Genomic DNA, 13,658 nt, shown 5'->3' with positions numbered 1-13,658 from the left:
ATGAAAAAGTCACTTTTGCTTTCCGCCGCAATTGCCGCGGCCTCCAGTGCCGCCGTTGCGGACACGCTGCGCATTCCCCACGAGCTTGGATATGGGGGCTCGGAATCCATTGATCCAATCTCGCCTCAGCGGTTCTACGAGGCGATCCAAAACGTGTATTCGCGTCTTGTGCGCCAAGGCAATGACGGGCGCCCCAGTGCCGATCTTGCTCTCAGCTGGGAGGCAACGCCGGATGCCAAGGAATGGACCTTTAAGTTGCGCGATGGCGTTACATTCCACAACGGCAACCCATTCACGGCCGAGGATGTCGCATTTTCTCTGATGCGGACGCAATCCCCGGCCATCGACAGCCCCACCAAGGATGTAATGGAAATCATCGATCGGGTAGACATTGTTGATCCGCTGACAGCCAAGGTCGTTCTTAAACAGACCCATGCCGACTTCCCGCTGCTGGTGATGGATTACCGGATCAAGATGCTGGATGCCGAAACCTGTGGCGGAGATCTGGACGCCCTGTGCGAGAGTGGTGTTGGCACCGGCCCCTTTGAGCTGGTGGACTATGACCCGCTTGGCACCACGTCGCTCAAGCGTTTCGAAGACTACTATGACGGTCCTGCCGGTGTTGAAAACATCGAGCTGATTGCGATTGCGGACCAAGATGCGCGCGTTGCAGCGCTGCAGGCTGGTCAGATCGATTTCATCTATGCCCTGTCCGCAGAACAGGTTCCTCTCTTTGCCAACAACCCGGCCTTCACGGTTCAGTCCGTTCCCACCGGCCGTTGGGTGGGCATGGTTATGAACACGCAAGAAGCCCCGTTTGATGATCCCCGTGTGCGCAAAGCGGTTCGCATGAGCGCGGATCGCGAGGCCTTGGGCAAATTGGTTTACGGCAAGGACGGCTTTATCACCACGTGTGATCACCCTGTCTGGTCCGGAGATCAGTACCGTGCTGACATCGAATGCGCTCGGGACATCGAAGGCGCCAAGGCTCTGCTTGCCGAAGCCGGTTACGCCGACGGCCTGAAGCTGGAGCTATTCGTTTCTGACATCTCGGAAGGTGCCGTGAAGATGGCAGAGGTCCTTCAGAACCAGGCCAAAGATGCGGGCATCGAAATCGAATTGGTGATGGCCCCGTCGGACGGTTATTGGGGCGACGTTTGGATGAAGGAACCATTCTTTGCCACTGGCTGGTCCCAACGCCCGGCTGATCAGATCCTGAACGAGGCCTATCGCTCGGGCGCATCCTGGAACGAAAGTGCCTGGAATTCAGCAGAATTCGACGCCGCCCTGGACGGCGCGCGCGGAGAATTGGAATTCGACAAGCGTAAAGCGCTCTATGGCGAGTTGCAAAAGGACCTGTGGGAAAACGGCGGGTCGTTCATCCCAGTTCACCTGAACACCGTCCGTGCGTTCAGCTCGAACCTGAAAGGCATTGATCCGGTCGAAGACTTCTCGTTGCGTCTTGAAAACGTGACCAAAGCGGGCTCTGGCGGCTAACCCGTCTTTCTCAGCCAGTTCCACAACTCCCGGCGCAACCTGTTTGAGGGTTGCGCCGACATAATTTTCAACGGAGCCCGCCATGACGTCATTGTTCTTGCGCCGTATGGGGTTTGCCGCCTTCACCATTGCCTTTGTGTCGATGGTAATGTTTGCGGCGGTCGAAGCCCTACCTGGAAACGTCTGCACTTCTTTTCTGCAACGATTTGCGCAAGGGCCCAGGCTTGAACGCTGCATCGAACAGCAAGGTCTTGATCGCTCTGCAGTGGTCCGCTACGGCGATTGGATATCGGCCGCAGTGCAAGGCGATTTTGGATACTCGCTGAAAAAGCGAAAACCAATCAACGAGCTGATCTGGGACCGGTTTCGCAACACGATGATCTTGGGCGGCATAGCGGCCCTGCTTGCCATTCCATTTGCGATCCTGCTTGGAATTGCTGCGGGGGTCAGGCGGGACAAGCCGTTGGACCTGTCATTGTCAGGGGCGGCGATGCTGGCCATGACAATCCCCGAATTCGTCACTGCCACCGCGCTGATCTATGTTTTTGCAATCACGTTGCAATGGTTCCCTGCTGTAACGATCGTGCCGCCAGGTGCGTCCTTCGCCCAGATGCTGCCCAACATCGTGCTGCCTGTGCTTGTTCTAAGTGCAGTTCTGATCGCACACATCATGCGGATGGTTCGCGCTTCGGTCATTGATGCCATGTCGTCGGACTATGTGCAGATGGCCCGACTGAAGGGGGTTCCAGAACGACAGATCATCCGCCGACATGCTGTCCCCAACGCAATGATCCCGGCCCTGAACGTCATTGCCTTGACCATAGCTTGGCTGCTGGCCGGTGTTGTGGTGGTCGAGAAGGTGTTCAATTACCCGGGACTTGGAACCCTGATGATCGAAGCGATCCATGATCGCGACCTACCTTTGGTTCAATCCATCGCACTGATTTTTTCGGCCATTTACGTGGCCGTGAATTTGATCGCGGATCTTGCTGCACTGGCGCTCGACCCGCGCCAACGCCGCAAAGGGCACTGACATCATGAACCTTCTGCAAAACATCGCCTCAAAACCTTCGGGAGCCCTTGGCCTGGGATTGACCCTGTTTCACGTGCTTTTGGCCCTGCTTGCCCCCATGATCGCCCCATTTGATCCAACAACGCAAAACGCTGACGCAATCCTGCTGGCCCCGGACCTGACGCATTGGTTGGGCACGGATTCCTTGGGGCGCGATGTGTTTTCACGTGTCATTTATGGCGGTCGTCTGGCCATTTCCGTGACCTTCGCAGCCGCGCTCATCGCAACCCTGTGGGGCGGCTTTGCCGGGATCTTCTTCGGAGCCGTCGGCGGGCGCGTGGACGAATATTCGATGCGCATCGTGGACGCATTCCTGTCCATGCCGTGGCTGCTCTTTTTGCTGCTCATCATCTCGGTGGGCGGGGCCGGTCCCGCAACAATCATCCCAACGTTGGGCTTCTTCTATGGCGTTGCCGTCCTGCGGGTCGTTCGGGGCGCAGCCATGCAGATCGCCGCTCGTGACTACGTAACAGCCGCGCGTGCGCGGGGTGAAAAAATCTGGCCGATCATTTCGCGCGAGATGTTCCCGAACCTGAGCGACATTCTGTTGGTGGAAGGCGCCATGAGATGGAGCTGGATGCTGCTGGCCTTTTCGTCGCTCAGCTTTCTGGGTTTTGGCGCAACCCCGCCGACACCGGACTGGGGCCTTATGGTCGCGCAAGAGCGCAGCCTGATCAGCACCGCACCCTGGGCAGTTTTCTGGCCGTGTTTCGCGCTCAGCACACTGATCATCGGAATAAACCTGCTTGCAGATGCAGTTGGCAAGGCTCTTGGCCTCGACCGCGCCACCGCAATCGCCGTGTAAAGGGCAACGCACATGACCACTCCTCTGATCAAAATCCACGATCTGTCGATCGGGTTCACCGCAAAAGACCAGCGTCAGGCCCCCATTCTGCGCGGCGTGTCGCTTGAATTGAAGCCGGGTGAAACCCTTGGCATCGTAGGTGAATCCGGATCGGGAAAATCGACTGTTGCCCTGGCCATGATGGGATATCTGAAATCCGGATTGTCTGTGTTCTCGGGGCATGCCCTGTTCGATGGAAACGACATGTTCGCTTTACCCGAGCCGGAACGGGCGCGGCTTCGCGGTTCGTCAATCGCATTGATCCCGCAGAACGCAGGTCAGGCTTTGACGCCAACACTGAAAATTGGACAACAGATCGACGAGGCCCTGCAGTTGCACACGAATTTGGGCCGTACCGAACGCGAAACACGTGTGGTCGAGCTTCTGAGCAAAGTGCGCCTGCCCAGCCCCGAAGACATGGCCACACGCTATCCACATGAACTGTCAGGGGGGCAACAACAACGCGCGGCTGTTGCCATGGCTCTTGCCGGGAATGCAAAAGCCCTGTTGTTGGACGAACCTACGACAGGTTTGGACGTCACTACTCAAGCGCATATTCTTGAGTTCCTGCGTCATCTGGCCCAGGATCTTGGGGTCGCGATGGTCTACGTCAGTCATGACTTGGGTGTTATTGCGCGTGTGGCCGACCGAGTTGCCGTCATGTACGCCGGCCAGCTTGTTGAAGAAGGCCAAACCCGCGATGTGCTGAAAAGACCGCAACATCCATACACACGTGGCCTGTTGGCTTCGATCCCCAGATTGAACCAACCCGGTATTCCATCATCCATGCCCGGCGTGCCCCCGGCGGTTGGATCCGAGCTCACGTCCTGCGCATTCGCAAATCGATGCAACCAGGTTCAAGAAGCCTGCCGCAACGGAATGCCCGATCTTGTCGACCGGGGCTTGGGCCGGTCGCGGTGTCTCTTTGCTCTCGACACGACAAACACACATACTGCGAACGAACGAACCCCAGACATCGGACACGAGGCAGCCCTTTCATTGAACAACGTCGCAATCTCGTATCGACGTCCTGGCCTGCTGGACCGGCTGCTCAAACGACCCCAAAAGACACCAACAGTCGACCATGTGTCCGTTGATCTGAAAAAGGGTGAAACGCTGGGACTCGTTGGCGAATCCGGTTCGGGAAAATCAACCATATTGCGGGCTGTAGCAGGATTGGTCGGCACTGAATCTGGCTCTATTACTCTTGATGGCACTCAGGATCTGGCCCCGCCGGTTGGCCGCCGGGATCGCGAAACATTGCGTAAGGTTCAAATGATCTTTCAGAACGCGGATGCCTCGCTCAATCCACGCCGCACTGTCGCCGAAATCCTGGCGGCGCCTTTGCAGTTGTATTTTGACCTAAAGGGCCAGGCCTCCCGCGATAAGGCCAAGGAGCTTCTAGAGGCGGTCCGTCTTCCTGAACGCTATCTCGACCGTTTCCCCAGTCAGCTGTCCGGCGGCGAGAAGCAACGTGTCGGTGTCGCACGGGCATTCGCTGCCAATCCGGAAATCACCCTGTGCGACGAAGTCACAAGCGCATTGGATGTGTCGGTTCAAGCCGCAGCCTTGGCCTTGTTGACCAGGCTGCAAAAGGCAAACGGCAGCTCATACATTTTTGTCAGCCACGACTTGGCAGTGGTTCGAGCTGTCTCGGATCGGGTTGCGGTATTGTACCAGGGCCGCATTTGCGAAATCGGCCCGGCCGAACACGTCTATGCTCCCCCCTATCACCCTTACACAAAGACCCTCATGGGCGCCGTTCTGGAACCCGACCCTGACACGCACCCGGTTCTATTGGCTGACGATGTGACGGAAAAGGAACCACCCGCCAGTGGATGTCCATTTCAACGGCGCTGTACTCGCCACGTCGGAAAGATCTGCGACACGGCAACGCCACCTGCTCAAGGGCTGACCCGCGAACACATCATTCATTGCCATATCCCTGCGAAAGAGCTTGCCGACGAGCCAATCGGAGAGGACAAACACCAGCATTCAGCTGAGGCCAATACCAATCAGCTAATCTTGGACGGCGTCGTCTCCTCATCGTGACGCGTTTGAAAACTGACAGTACCTGGCCTTCAGTTCACGCGCAGTCGTCAGCGGATCGCTCTAGGCCGGTCCGTTCGACGCATTCATTGGCACGGAGGTTCTGCCAATGAATGGCGAGCCATCAACCTTGTCTTTATGCAAACGGACTGGCCAGCTGATTTGCCTTCGACCATTGCCGTCAGTTCACGCGCAGCCTCGCGCCCCATTTCCCGGTGCGGAACATGAACAGTGGTCAGGCCAGGGCTGACGATCTCGGCCAGTTCTATGTCATCGAAGCCTGTTACCGAGACTTGTTCCGGTACTTTGATCCCAAGCCGTCGTGCCTCGCTCAGGGCACCTGCGGCCAGAACATCATTGCCGCACATCACAACTGTCGGCCGTGGTGAAAGAGTCATCAACTGTGCAAAGGCGTCGGCACCCTTTTCGATCTCGTAATCCGTCTCAATCAGCGTCAGTGTTGCAGCGTCGAGCCCGCTCTGCGCCATTGCACGCTTTACACCTTCGACGCGGCCCTGTGCTCGGTCATTGCCCGATGTTTGCCCCGAGATCATGGCAATTCGTCGATGACCGGCCCCGATAACAAGCTGCGCAAGCTCACCCATGGCCTCGATATTGCTAAATCCGACAGAGGGCTGTTGCGCCTCTGGCGTATATGACCAAGCCACAAGTGACGGAACCTGATGCTGCTCGAGAAACGTATAGATGCTCGCGTCGCGCGCGTGCCCGATCAGCAACAGCCCATCCGCCCCGCGCGCGACCAACGTACGGATCTGCTCCCGCTCCATTTCAGGGTCATAAGCCGAGCTCGATACCAAAAGCGTATATCCTCTCTGGCGCAGTTGATCCTGGAATTCCTGCAGCCCCCGGGCAAAGATGGCATTGTCCATGGTCGGGATGATGGCCCCGATGGTGTAACTGCGATTTGCCGCCATGACCCGAGCCGCAAAATTCGGTGTATAGCCGAGTGATTCGACGGCCTGCATGACCCTCTGACGAGTTGTTTCGATCACCCGGTCCGGAGAGTTCAGGCAACGTGACACGGTGGCCGTTGAAACTCCCGCCTCTCTGGCGACGTCGTTAAGTGTCGGAGCTGAGCGGTTTTTTCCCATGCCATGCCTGCCATTGCTTTCCCCTGTCATAACACAAAACCGGTCGCTTGCCACTTGATCAATGTAAACGCTTGCATTGCAAATGTAAGCGCTTACAAATGGATTTGAGATAAGAATCTGGAGTTCTACGATGTTCCTTTGGGCTGCAATCGCCGTATTTGTCGCGTTTTTTTCCAATGTCGCCCTGGGCGCCTTTGGCAGCGGTGGATTTCTTGGAGATGTCGGAGAGATGCTGGTTCTGTTTGTTGCCTCGATCCTGTTCGTGGCGGCCATTCTCAAACGCGAAGCTGACCAGAAAAACAACACCGGCGGCTGACCGATCTTTAGGGAGGAAGACAATGACAAATGGTAAGGATGGCCTCAAATCTGCTGAGCGCCGAAATTTTCTGAAACTGGCCTCAACGGGCTCTTTCACCGCGGCAATGGTTGCTGGCGCCGGAGGCGTATTGTGGTCCTCGGAGGCTGTGGCCCAGACCGCCAAGGAAGAGAAAGAGCGAGAGCAGGCGGCAGAGCACGTCATGACTGTCGCCACGGCCTATGTGCTGGGGGCATCGCGCAGCTATCCGATCATGCAACTGGACCTGAAGGAAAACATCCAGAACGCCACCAACGGCAAGGTCTATGTCAAACTGGCCCCCGGTGGGCAGTTGGGTGCGGGCGGCGCACTTGTGCAAAAGGTTCAGGGCGGCACTATCCAGGCGGCGCAGCATTCGCTGTCGAACTTTGCGCCCTTCGCCTCGACCGTTGACCTGATCAACATGCCTTATCTGTGTGGCTCGAACCAGCGTTTCACCAATCTGGTCACGTCCGGTTTCTGGAAATCCGAAGTGGAACCCAAGGTCGAATCCAACGGCTTCAAAGCGCTGTTTTACGTGAACATCGACCCCCGCGTCGTCGCGGTCCGCAAGGGCGGCAACAAGGTGATGAGCCCCGGCGACATGTCCGGTGTCAAATTCCGCGTTCCGGGTTCGAAGATGTTGCAGCAGTATTATCGCATGGTCGGCGCCAACCCGACGCCTGTCGCCTGGGGCGAGACACCGTCAGCGATCAAACAGGGCGTGGCCGATGCGCTCGACCCGTCGGTCGGCGCGCTTTATGTCTTTGGCTTCAAGGACATCCTGAGCCATGTGACCTTTACCCAGGCCGTGCCGGACAGTCAGGTCTATTCCTGTAACCTGGAATGGTTCAGCGCGCTGCCGTCGGACGTGCAAGAGGGCGTTATGTGGGGTGCCGAGATGACCGGACACCAGAACCTGTCCAAGGTCCCCTCGGCCCGCGCCTATGCCATGTCCGAACTGACCAAGGCAGGTGTTCAATTCCACTCGCTCAGCGACGATCAGCTTGGCGAATGGAAAGAGGCCGGTGGATATCAGCGGTCCGAATGGGACGACTTCAAAAAAGAACTGGCAGGGTCGATGGACAACTTTGCCAAGATGGAAGAGGCCGCCGGCACGCAGGGCAAATACTTCGTGCACGACGCCTGATCCAAAGCCCGCAGGCATCCGCCATGGGTGCCTGCGCTACCCTTTTGACGACATGACCTGTGAACGCCACCGGATGGCGGATTTAAAGACGTGTCGAACGCCAAGGAATTACAATGAGTATCCTGCGATCAATCGACCAAAACGCAGAGCGCTGGCTGCTTCTGACGTTCTACGTGATGCTGGTTGCCACGATGGCAATCGAAGTCATTCGTCGCGAACTTTTTGCCTATTCCTCGATTTGGGGCGAAGAGATCGTGCGCTATTCCTTTATCTACCTCGCCTGGATTGGCGCTGCAGCGGCGGTCAAGGATCGCGCTCACATCCGCATCGACGTGATCCTTCATTACTTTGGCCCCCGGATGAAGGCGGCATTCTACATCTTTGGTGATCTGGTGATGCTCGTTGTCGCTCTGGTGGCGCTCTACTGGTCGTATGAGACGGTGCATGTCTCGGCCAAGTTCGGCTCGGTCAGCCACGGCCTGCGCATCTCGATGGTCTGGTTCCTGATGGCAGTTCCCCTTGGCTTTGCCCTGATGACCTGGCGTCTGCTGCAGTCTTTGTGGCGTGATATCAACGACTTTCGAGCCGGCCGCCCCGTGTTCGAAGGCGAAAAGATGTTTGATTGAGGGGATAAGACATGCTTTGGCAACAACTCAATCAAACCGTTGAACTTGGCTGGGATTTCTATCTGCCCGTTCTCATGTTCGTGGGTCTCATCGCCATGGCCGTGCCTGTCTGGGCCGCCATCGGTGCTGCTGCGATCACGATGCTCATCATGTCGGGCGATCTGCCACTTAGTGCCGTTGGCGAGAGCCTGTTCACCGGCATCGACGCCTTTGCCCTGACCGCCGTGCCGCTCTTTATCCTGACAGGCGACGTGTTGGTGCGCACCGGCCTCAGTCGCAAGTTTCTGGACGTGGCCGAGGCGCTGACCTGCTGGACTAAGGGCGGCTTTGGCTCGGCCACGGTTCTGGTCTGCGGCATGTTCGCGGCCATCTCGGGTTCGGACGCAGCCGGTGCTGCTGCCGTGGGTCGGATGACCATCAACCGTCTGGTCGAAAGCGGCTATCCCCGCCCCTATGCCTGCGCGTTGGTCGCGGCGGGTGCCTGTACCGGCATCCTGATCCCGCCGTCGATCGCTTACATCATCATCGGGCTTGTGCTGGGTATTTCCGCCTCGACGCTGTTTTTGGCCGCACTGATCCCCGGTCTGGCCATTCTGGTGTCCATTCTCGTGACCAACATCATCATGAACCGCCTCTACAGCTATGAAAGCGGCGGCAACATGAGCATGAGCGAATGGTCCGCCAACCTGCTGAAATCGCTGAAATCCGGCTGGTACGCCTTTATCGTGCCCGGCATCATCTTCTACGGCATCTTTTCGGGTCGCCTGACCCCGACCGAAGCCGGTGCCACCGCCGTGGTCGTGACCATCATCATGGGGTTCATCCTGAAAACCCTGAAGCTGTCGGACTTTCCGGCCATGCTGGTGAGCTCGGCCAAGGTCAACGGCGTCATCCTGCCAATCATCGCCTTCTCGGCCCCCCTGGCCGAAGCGCTGGCGATCATGGGTGTGCCGCAAGGGTTCGTGACCGCCGTGACTGGTTTGACCGACGATCCGGCCATGCTGATCCTGCTGATGATCGGCATCCTGATTGCCGCTGGCTGCGTGATGGAAACAACGCCCAACATCGTGATCCTGGCACCAATCCTGAAGCCGCTGGCGGACAACATCGGCATGAACGAGATTCAGTTCTGCATCATGATGATCACCGCCCTGGGTGTGGGTTTCATCACGCCGCCCCTTGGCCTCAACCTCTTTGTGGTCTCGGGCATCACCGGTGAATCGATCCTCAAGATCGCGGCGCGCGCTGTGCCCTTTGTTCTGACCATGCTGATCGTGGTACTCTTGATCGCATATGTACCCGCGATTTCGACAACCCTACTCCCCGATATCTACAAATAGGATTTCCCTGCAATGACACGCGAATACCTCAAGCAGGCAACGTTGACGCCCAAATCGAATGCCGCCGAAACCCACCTGATCGTCAAGGGAATCCTGGACGAGATCGAAGCAGGCGGTGATGCGGTGGCGATGAAATACGCCGCCAAATTCGACCAATACGAAGGCAACGTTCTGCTCACGCCCGAAGAGATCGAGGCCGCCTGTGACCTGGTGCCGGAAAAGCTCAAGGCCGATATCCGCTTTGCCCATGACAACGTGCGCCGCTTTGCTGAGTTGCAGAAAAGCACCGTCAGCGATGTTGAGACCGAGATCGCGCCGGGCTTTATCACGGGTCAAAAAGCGATCCCGGTTGATGCTGCCGGTTGTTACGTACCCGGCGGCCGTTACAGCCACATCGCCAGTGCGATCATGACCGTAACGACGGCCAAGGTCGCGGGCTGCAAGCATATCACCGCTTGCTCCCCTCCTCGTCCCGGCGTGGGTGTTGCCCCTGCGATTGTTTACGCCGCCCACATCTGCGGCGCGGACAAGATCATGGCCATGGGCGGTGTGCAGGGCGTTGCAGCGATGACCTTCGGCCTGTTTGGCCTGCCCAAGGCCAACATCCTTGTGGGCCCCGGCAATCAATTCGTGGCCGAAGCCAAGCGCATCCTGTTTGGCCGTGTCGGCATCGACATGATCGCGGGCCCGACCGATAGCCTGATCCTGGCCGATTCAACGGCAGACGCGCACATCGTCGCCACCGATCTGGTGAGCCAGGCCGAGCATGGCTACAACTCGCCTGTCTGGTTGGTCACCGATGACCGCAAGCTGGCCGAAGAGGTGATGGAACTGGTCCCCGGCCTGATCGCCGATCTTCCGGATGTGAACCGCGAAAACGCCACTGCGGCCTGGCGCGACTATGCCGAGGTGATCCTGTGTTCCGACCGAGAGGCGATGGCCGCGTGCTCCGACGAATATGCGCCCGAGCATCTGACCGTACAGGCCGAAGATCTGGATTGGTGGTTGGACCGGCTCACCTGCTATGGCTCGCTGTTCCTTGGAGAAGAAACGACTGTGTCCTATGGCGACAAGGCAACCGGCACCAACCACGTGCTGCCCACCTCGCGCGCGGCCAGCTACACCGGCGGTCTCAGCGTGCACAAATACATGAAAATCGTCACCTGGCAGCGCGCCACCCGAGAAGGATCGAAGGCCGTGGCCGAGGCCACCGCGCGCATCTCGCGCCTCGAAGGGATGGAGGGGCACGCCCGCGCCGCTGATGTGCGCTTGGCCAAGTATTTCCCGGACGAAACCTTTGATCTGACTGCAAATGGCTGACCCAAGACACCTCTTTGACCTGAACGGCAAGGTTGCCTGCATCACCGGCGCCAGCTCGGGTCTGGGGCGGCAGGCCGCGATGACCTTGGCCGCTGCGGGGGCCAAAGTCGTGGTCGTGGCACGCCGTGAAGAGGCGCTGCGCGAGACCTGTGGCGAGATCGGCGACGCCTCGGCCTATGTGGTGGCCGATGTCGCGGATCGGGACGCATTGCCGTCGATCAGCGACGCCATTCGCGCGCCCTTTGGGGCACCCGACATCCTGGTTCATGCTGCAGGCGTCAACACGCGGCAGGCAGCGGATGACGTGACAGATGACGGGTGGGACATGACGCTTACGCTCAATCTGTCCGCGCCCTTCTTCCTGAGCCAGACCTTTGTGCCCGAAATGAAGGCCAAAGGCTGGGGTCGGATCGTCAATTTCGCCTCGCTTCAAAGCACCCGTGCCTTTCCCGGCGGCATTGCCTATGGGGCCAGCAAGGGGGGCATCTCGCAGCTGACCCGCGCCATGGCCGAGGCCTGGTCGCCGCATGGCATCACCGCCAACGCCATCGGGCCCGGATTCTTTCCGACCGAGCTGACACATGCCGTTTTTGCCGACGATGCCCGCGCTGCCCGCAACGCAGCGCAAACCTGTATAGGGCGCAATGGACTGCTCAGCGACCTTGACGGCCCGCTGCTGTTCCTGTGCTCGGACGCGTCGGGCTACGTGACGGGACAAACACTGATGGTGGATGGAGGGTTCACAGCGAAATGAAGGCTCTGATCTATGAAGGCGTTGAAACGCTGGCCTATCGCGACACAATCGGCCCGATCTCGAACGTGGGCGAGCATCTGGTTCGGGTGGCGGCGGTTGGTATCTGCGGCTCGGACATGCACGCCTATCTGGGCCACGACGCCCGTCGCCCCGCCCCGCTGATCCTTGGCCACGAGGCGGCCGGAGTGATCGAAGGTGGGCCACAGAGCGGGCGCCGCGTGACCATCAACCCATTGGTGACCTGCGGCACTTGCCCCGCCTGCCTTGCGGGCCGCGAGAACCTGTGCATCGAGCGGCAGATCATTTCGATGCCACCGCGCGAGGGGGCCTTTGCGCAATATGTCTCGATGCCGGAAAGCAACCTGGTGACCGTGCCCGACAGCGTGCCGCTGAACAAGGCGGCCCTGGCAGAGCCCTTGGCGGTGAGTTGGCACGCCGCACGGCTTGCGCTTGAGGCGCTGCATCCGTCGATGGAACGACGTGCCATCGTAATTGGTGGTGGTGCCATCGGGCTGGCCGCCGCGTTGGCCTTGCAAGCCATGGGGGTCGAGGATATCACCATCATAGAGCCCAACGACAGCCGCCGCGCCTTTTTGCGTGAGCGATGTGGTCAACCTGCCGAAACTGCTACGCGCCACCCAGCCCCGTTGGTGATTGACGCCGTGGGCTATGCCAAAACGCGCGAGCTCGCCTCGGCTTTGGCTGAACCCGGCGGCGTGATCGCCCATGTGGGTCTGGGGGAGGATACAGGCGGCATTGATGTTCGGCGACTAACTTTGCAAGAGATCACCTTTGTTGGGACCTACACCTATACCGCACAAGATTTCCGAGACACCGCACAGGCCATTTTCGATGGTAAGCTTGGGGATCTGAACTGGATCGAAGAACGCCCCCTGTCCCAGGGGGCCGAGGCCTTTCGCGACCTGAGACGCGGGATCGTGGCGGCCCCCAAAATCGTTCTCGATCCTTGGAACTGACAGCGAAAGGAAACAGCCCATGTATGACAAGATACTGGTTCCCATGGCCCTTGATCACGGCCTGTCGCCCGAGACGCTGAAAGTGGCCAAGGCGCTTTGTACACCCGGTGGCAACATCGTGGCATTTCATGTCCACGAAGCCCCCCAAGGTTCGGTCGCCGCATTTTTGGACAAGGACGCCGTACGCGAGGGATTTGAAAGAGCCGTGCAAGTGCTGAAGGAAAAGACCGACGGACTGGACGGGGTCACGGCCGAGATTGTCAAAGGCCACACCTATCGCTCGATCATTGATTATGCGGCGGCGCATGATGTCGATTGTATCGTCATCGGATCACACAAACCTGGATTCAGCGACTATCTGCTGGGTTCAACGGCTGCTCGCGTGGTGCGCCATGCGCCCTGTGCTGTCCATGTCTACCGAAGAACCTGAAGTTTCCATTTCAAAGCAAAGGCAAACCGCCGATGAGTATTGACGCCCGGATCGCGGATGATCTGATAGCCAACGGGATCGAGTTTGTGACGACCGTTCCCTGCAAACAACTGGCCGGAGTGATCGAGGAGGTCGACAAACGGCCCGAGATCC

At 58.7% G+C, this 13,658-nt stretch carries 13 protein-coding genes and 1 pseudogene; 13 read left to right on the top strand and 1 reads right to left on the bottom strand.

Features of this window, described 5'->3' with window-relative positions; all coding sequences use genetic code 11:
* The 4 genes from TRL7639_RS13745 to TRL7639_RS13730 all read left to right on the top strand — a co-directional run bounded on the left by TRL7639_RS13745 (nucleotide 1) and on the right by TRL7639_RS13730 (nucleotide 5,465).
* Nucleotides 1–1,497, top strand: a complete 1,497-nt coding sequence (locus TRL7639_RS13745) for an ABC transporter substrate-binding protein (RefSeq protein ID WP_085796447.1) — start codon at nucleotides 1–3, stop codon at nucleotides 1,495–1,497.
* An 82-nt stretch (nucleotides 1,498–1,579) separates the two neighbouring features.
* Complete coding sequence (locus TRL7639_RS13740; RefSeq protein WP_085796446.1) at nucleotides 1,580–2,530, top strand: ABC transporter permease; 951 nt, start codon at nucleotides 1,580–1,582, stop codon at nucleotides 2,528–2,530.
* Nucleotides 2,531–2,534: 4 nt separating this feature from the next.
* Entirely contained in the window at nucleotides 2,535–3,374 is an 840-nt protein-coding gene (locus TRL7639_RS13735) for an ABC transporter permease (protein ID WP_085796445.1), read from the top strand.
* A gap of 12 nt (nucleotides 3,375–3,386) precedes the next feature.
* Nucleotides 3,387–5,465 carry a dipeptide ABC transporter ATP-binding protein gene (locus TRL7639_RS13730; RefSeq protein ID WP_085796444.1) on the top strand — a complete coding sequence of 693 codons (2,079 nt, stop codon included), beginning with the start codon at nucleotides 3,387–3,389 and terminating at the stop codon, nucleotides 5,463–5,465.
* Between the two features lie 83 nt (nucleotides 5,466–5,548).
* Here TRL7639_RS13730 and TRL7639_RS13725 read toward each other — a convergent pair whose 3' ends face one another.
* On the bottom strand, nucleotides 5,549–6,574 hold the full coding sequence (locus tag TRL7639_RS13725; protein ID WP_085796443.1) for a LacI family DNA-binding transcriptional regulator: 1,026 nt from the start codon (nucleotides 6,572–6,574) through the stop codon (nucleotides 5,549–5,551).
* 130 nt (nucleotides 6,575–6,704) lie between these two features.
* On the opposite strand from TRL7639_RS13725, the gene TRL7639_RS13720 reads away from it, so the two are divergent.
* The 9 genes and pseudogenes from TRL7639_RS13720 to TRL7639_RS23495 all read left to right on the top strand — a co-directional run.
* Entirely contained in the window at nucleotides 6,705–6,890 is a 186-nt protein-coding gene (locus TRL7639_RS13720) for a hypothetical protein (protein ID WP_085796442.1), read from the top strand.
* Nucleotides 6,891–6,912: 22 nt separating this feature from the next.
* Complete coding sequence (locus TRL7639_RS13715; RefSeq protein WP_085796441.1) at nucleotides 6,913–8,058, top strand: TRAP transporter substrate-binding protein; 1,146 nt, start codon at nucleotides 6,913–6,915, stop codon at nucleotides 8,056–8,058.
* Between the two features lie 113 nt (nucleotides 8,059–8,171).
* Nucleotides 8,172–8,684 carry a TRAP transporter small permease gene (locus TRL7639_RS13710; RefSeq protein ID WP_085796440.1) on the top strand — a complete coding sequence of 171 codons (513 nt, stop codon included), beginning with the start codon at nucleotides 8,172–8,174 and terminating at the stop codon, nucleotides 8,682–8,684.
* Between the two features lie 11 nt (nucleotides 8,685–8,695).
* Complete coding sequence (locus TRL7639_RS13705; protein WP_085796439.1) at nucleotides 8,696–10,024, top strand: TRAP transporter large permease; 1,329 nt, start codon at nucleotides 8,696–8,698, stop codon at nucleotides 10,022–10,024.
* 12 nt (nucleotides 10,025–10,036) lie between these two features.
* The gene (gene hisD, locus TRL7639_RS13700; protein WP_085796438.1) at nucleotides 10,037–11,344 is read left to right on the top strand and encodes a histidinol dehydrogenase; all 1,308 of its coding nucleotides are present in this window, start codon (nucleotides 10,037–10,039) and stop codon (nucleotides 11,342–11,344) included.
* Nucleotides 11,337–12,098 (top strand): SDR family NAD(P)-dependent oxidoreductase, encoded by a 762-nt coding sequence (locus TRL7639_RS13695; RefSeq protein ID WP_085796437.1) that lies wholly within the window; start codon nucleotides 11,337–11,339, stop codon nucleotides 12,096–12,098. Before hisD ends, TRL7639_RS13695 begins: the two co-directional genes overlap by 8 nt.
* Nucleotides 12,095–13,075, top strand: coding sequence for an alcohol dehydrogenase catalytic domain-containing protein (locus TRL7639_RS13690; protein WP_085796436.1), 981 nt, complete (start codon nucleotides 12,095–12,097; stop codon nucleotides 13,073–13,075). The genes TRL7639_RS13695 and TRL7639_RS13690 overlap by 4 nt, the downstream gene beginning before the upstream one ends.
* A gap of 19 nt (nucleotides 13,076–13,094) precedes the next feature.
* The gene (locus tag TRL7639_RS13685; RefSeq protein WP_085796435.1) at nucleotides 13,095–13,505 is read left to right on the top strand and encodes a universal stress protein; all 411 of its coding nucleotides are present in this window, start codon (nucleotides 13,095–13,097) and stop codon (nucleotides 13,503–13,505) included.
* Between the two features lie 32 nt (nucleotides 13,506–13,537).
* Nucleotides 13,538–13,658 (top strand): annotated as a pseudogene (locus TRL7639_RS23495) (sulfopyruvate decarboxylase subunit alpha); the annotation flags it as partial.

The sequence above is a fragment of the Falsiruegeria litorea R37 genome, assembly GCF_900172225.1.
In the GTDB taxonomy this organism is placed as follows: domain Bacteria; phylum Pseudomonadota; class Alphaproteobacteria; order Rhodobacterales; family Rhodobacteraceae; genus Falsiruegeria; species Falsiruegeria litorea.
Note: the sequence above shows the minus strand (reverse complement) of the source record. Positions and strands in the feature narration are given on the sequence as shown.

Excerpts from the sequence above, each read along its gene's own strand:
- TRL7639_RS13740 (WP_085796446.1), top strand. The coding sequence starts at position 1,580 with ATGACGTCATTGTTCTTGCGCCGTATGGGGTTTGCCGCCTTCACCATT.
- TRL7639_RS13710 (WP_085796440.1), top strand. The coding sequence starts at position 8,172 with ATGAGTATCCTGCGATCAATCGACCAAAACGCAGAGCGCTGGCTGCTT.
- TRL7639_RS13730 (WP_085796444.1), top strand. The coding sequence starts at position 3,387 with ATGACCACTCCTCTGATCAAAATCCACGATCTGTCGATCGGGTTCACC.
- TRL7639_RS13735 (WP_085796445.1), top strand. The coding sequence starts at position 2,535 with ATGAACCTTCTGCAAAACATCGCCTCAAAACCTTCGGGAGCCCTTGGC.
- TRL7639_RS13745 (WP_085796447.1), top strand. The coding sequence starts at position 1 with ATGAAAAAGTCACTTTTGCTTTCCGCCGCAATTGCCGCGGCCTCCAGT.
- TRL7639_RS13720 (WP_085796442.1), top strand. The coding sequence starts at position 6,705 with ATGTTCCTTTGGGCTGCAATCGCCGTATTTGTCGCGTTTTTTTCCAAT.
- TRL7639_RS13685 (WP_085796435.1), top strand. The coding sequence starts at position 13,095 with ATGTATGACAAGATACTGGTTCCCATGGCCCTTGATCACGGCCTGTCG.
- TRL7639_RS13695 (WP_085796437.1), top strand. The coding sequence starts at position 11,337 with ATGGCTGACCCAAGACACCTCTTTGACCTGAACGGCAAGGTTGCCTGC.
- TRL7639_RS13705 (WP_085796439.1), top strand. The coding sequence starts at position 8,696 with ATGCTTTGGCAACAACTCAATCAAACCGTTGAACTTGGCTGGGATTTC.
- hisD (WP_085796438.1), top strand. The coding sequence starts at position 10,037 with ATGACACGCGAATACCTCAAGCAGGCAACGTTGACGCCCAAATCGAAT.
- TRL7639_RS13690 (WP_085796436.1), top strand. The coding sequence starts at position 12,095 with ATGAAGGCTCTGATCTATGAAGGCGTTGAAACGCTGGCCTATCGCGAC.
- TRL7639_RS13715 (WP_085796441.1), top strand. The coding sequence starts at position 6,913 with ATGACAAATGGTAAGGATGGCCTCAAATCTGCTGAGCGCCGAAATTTT.
- TRL7639_RS13725 (WP_085796443.1), bottom strand. The coding sequence starts at position 6,574 with ATGGGAAAAAACCGCTCAGCTCCGACACTTAACGACGTCGCCAGAGAG.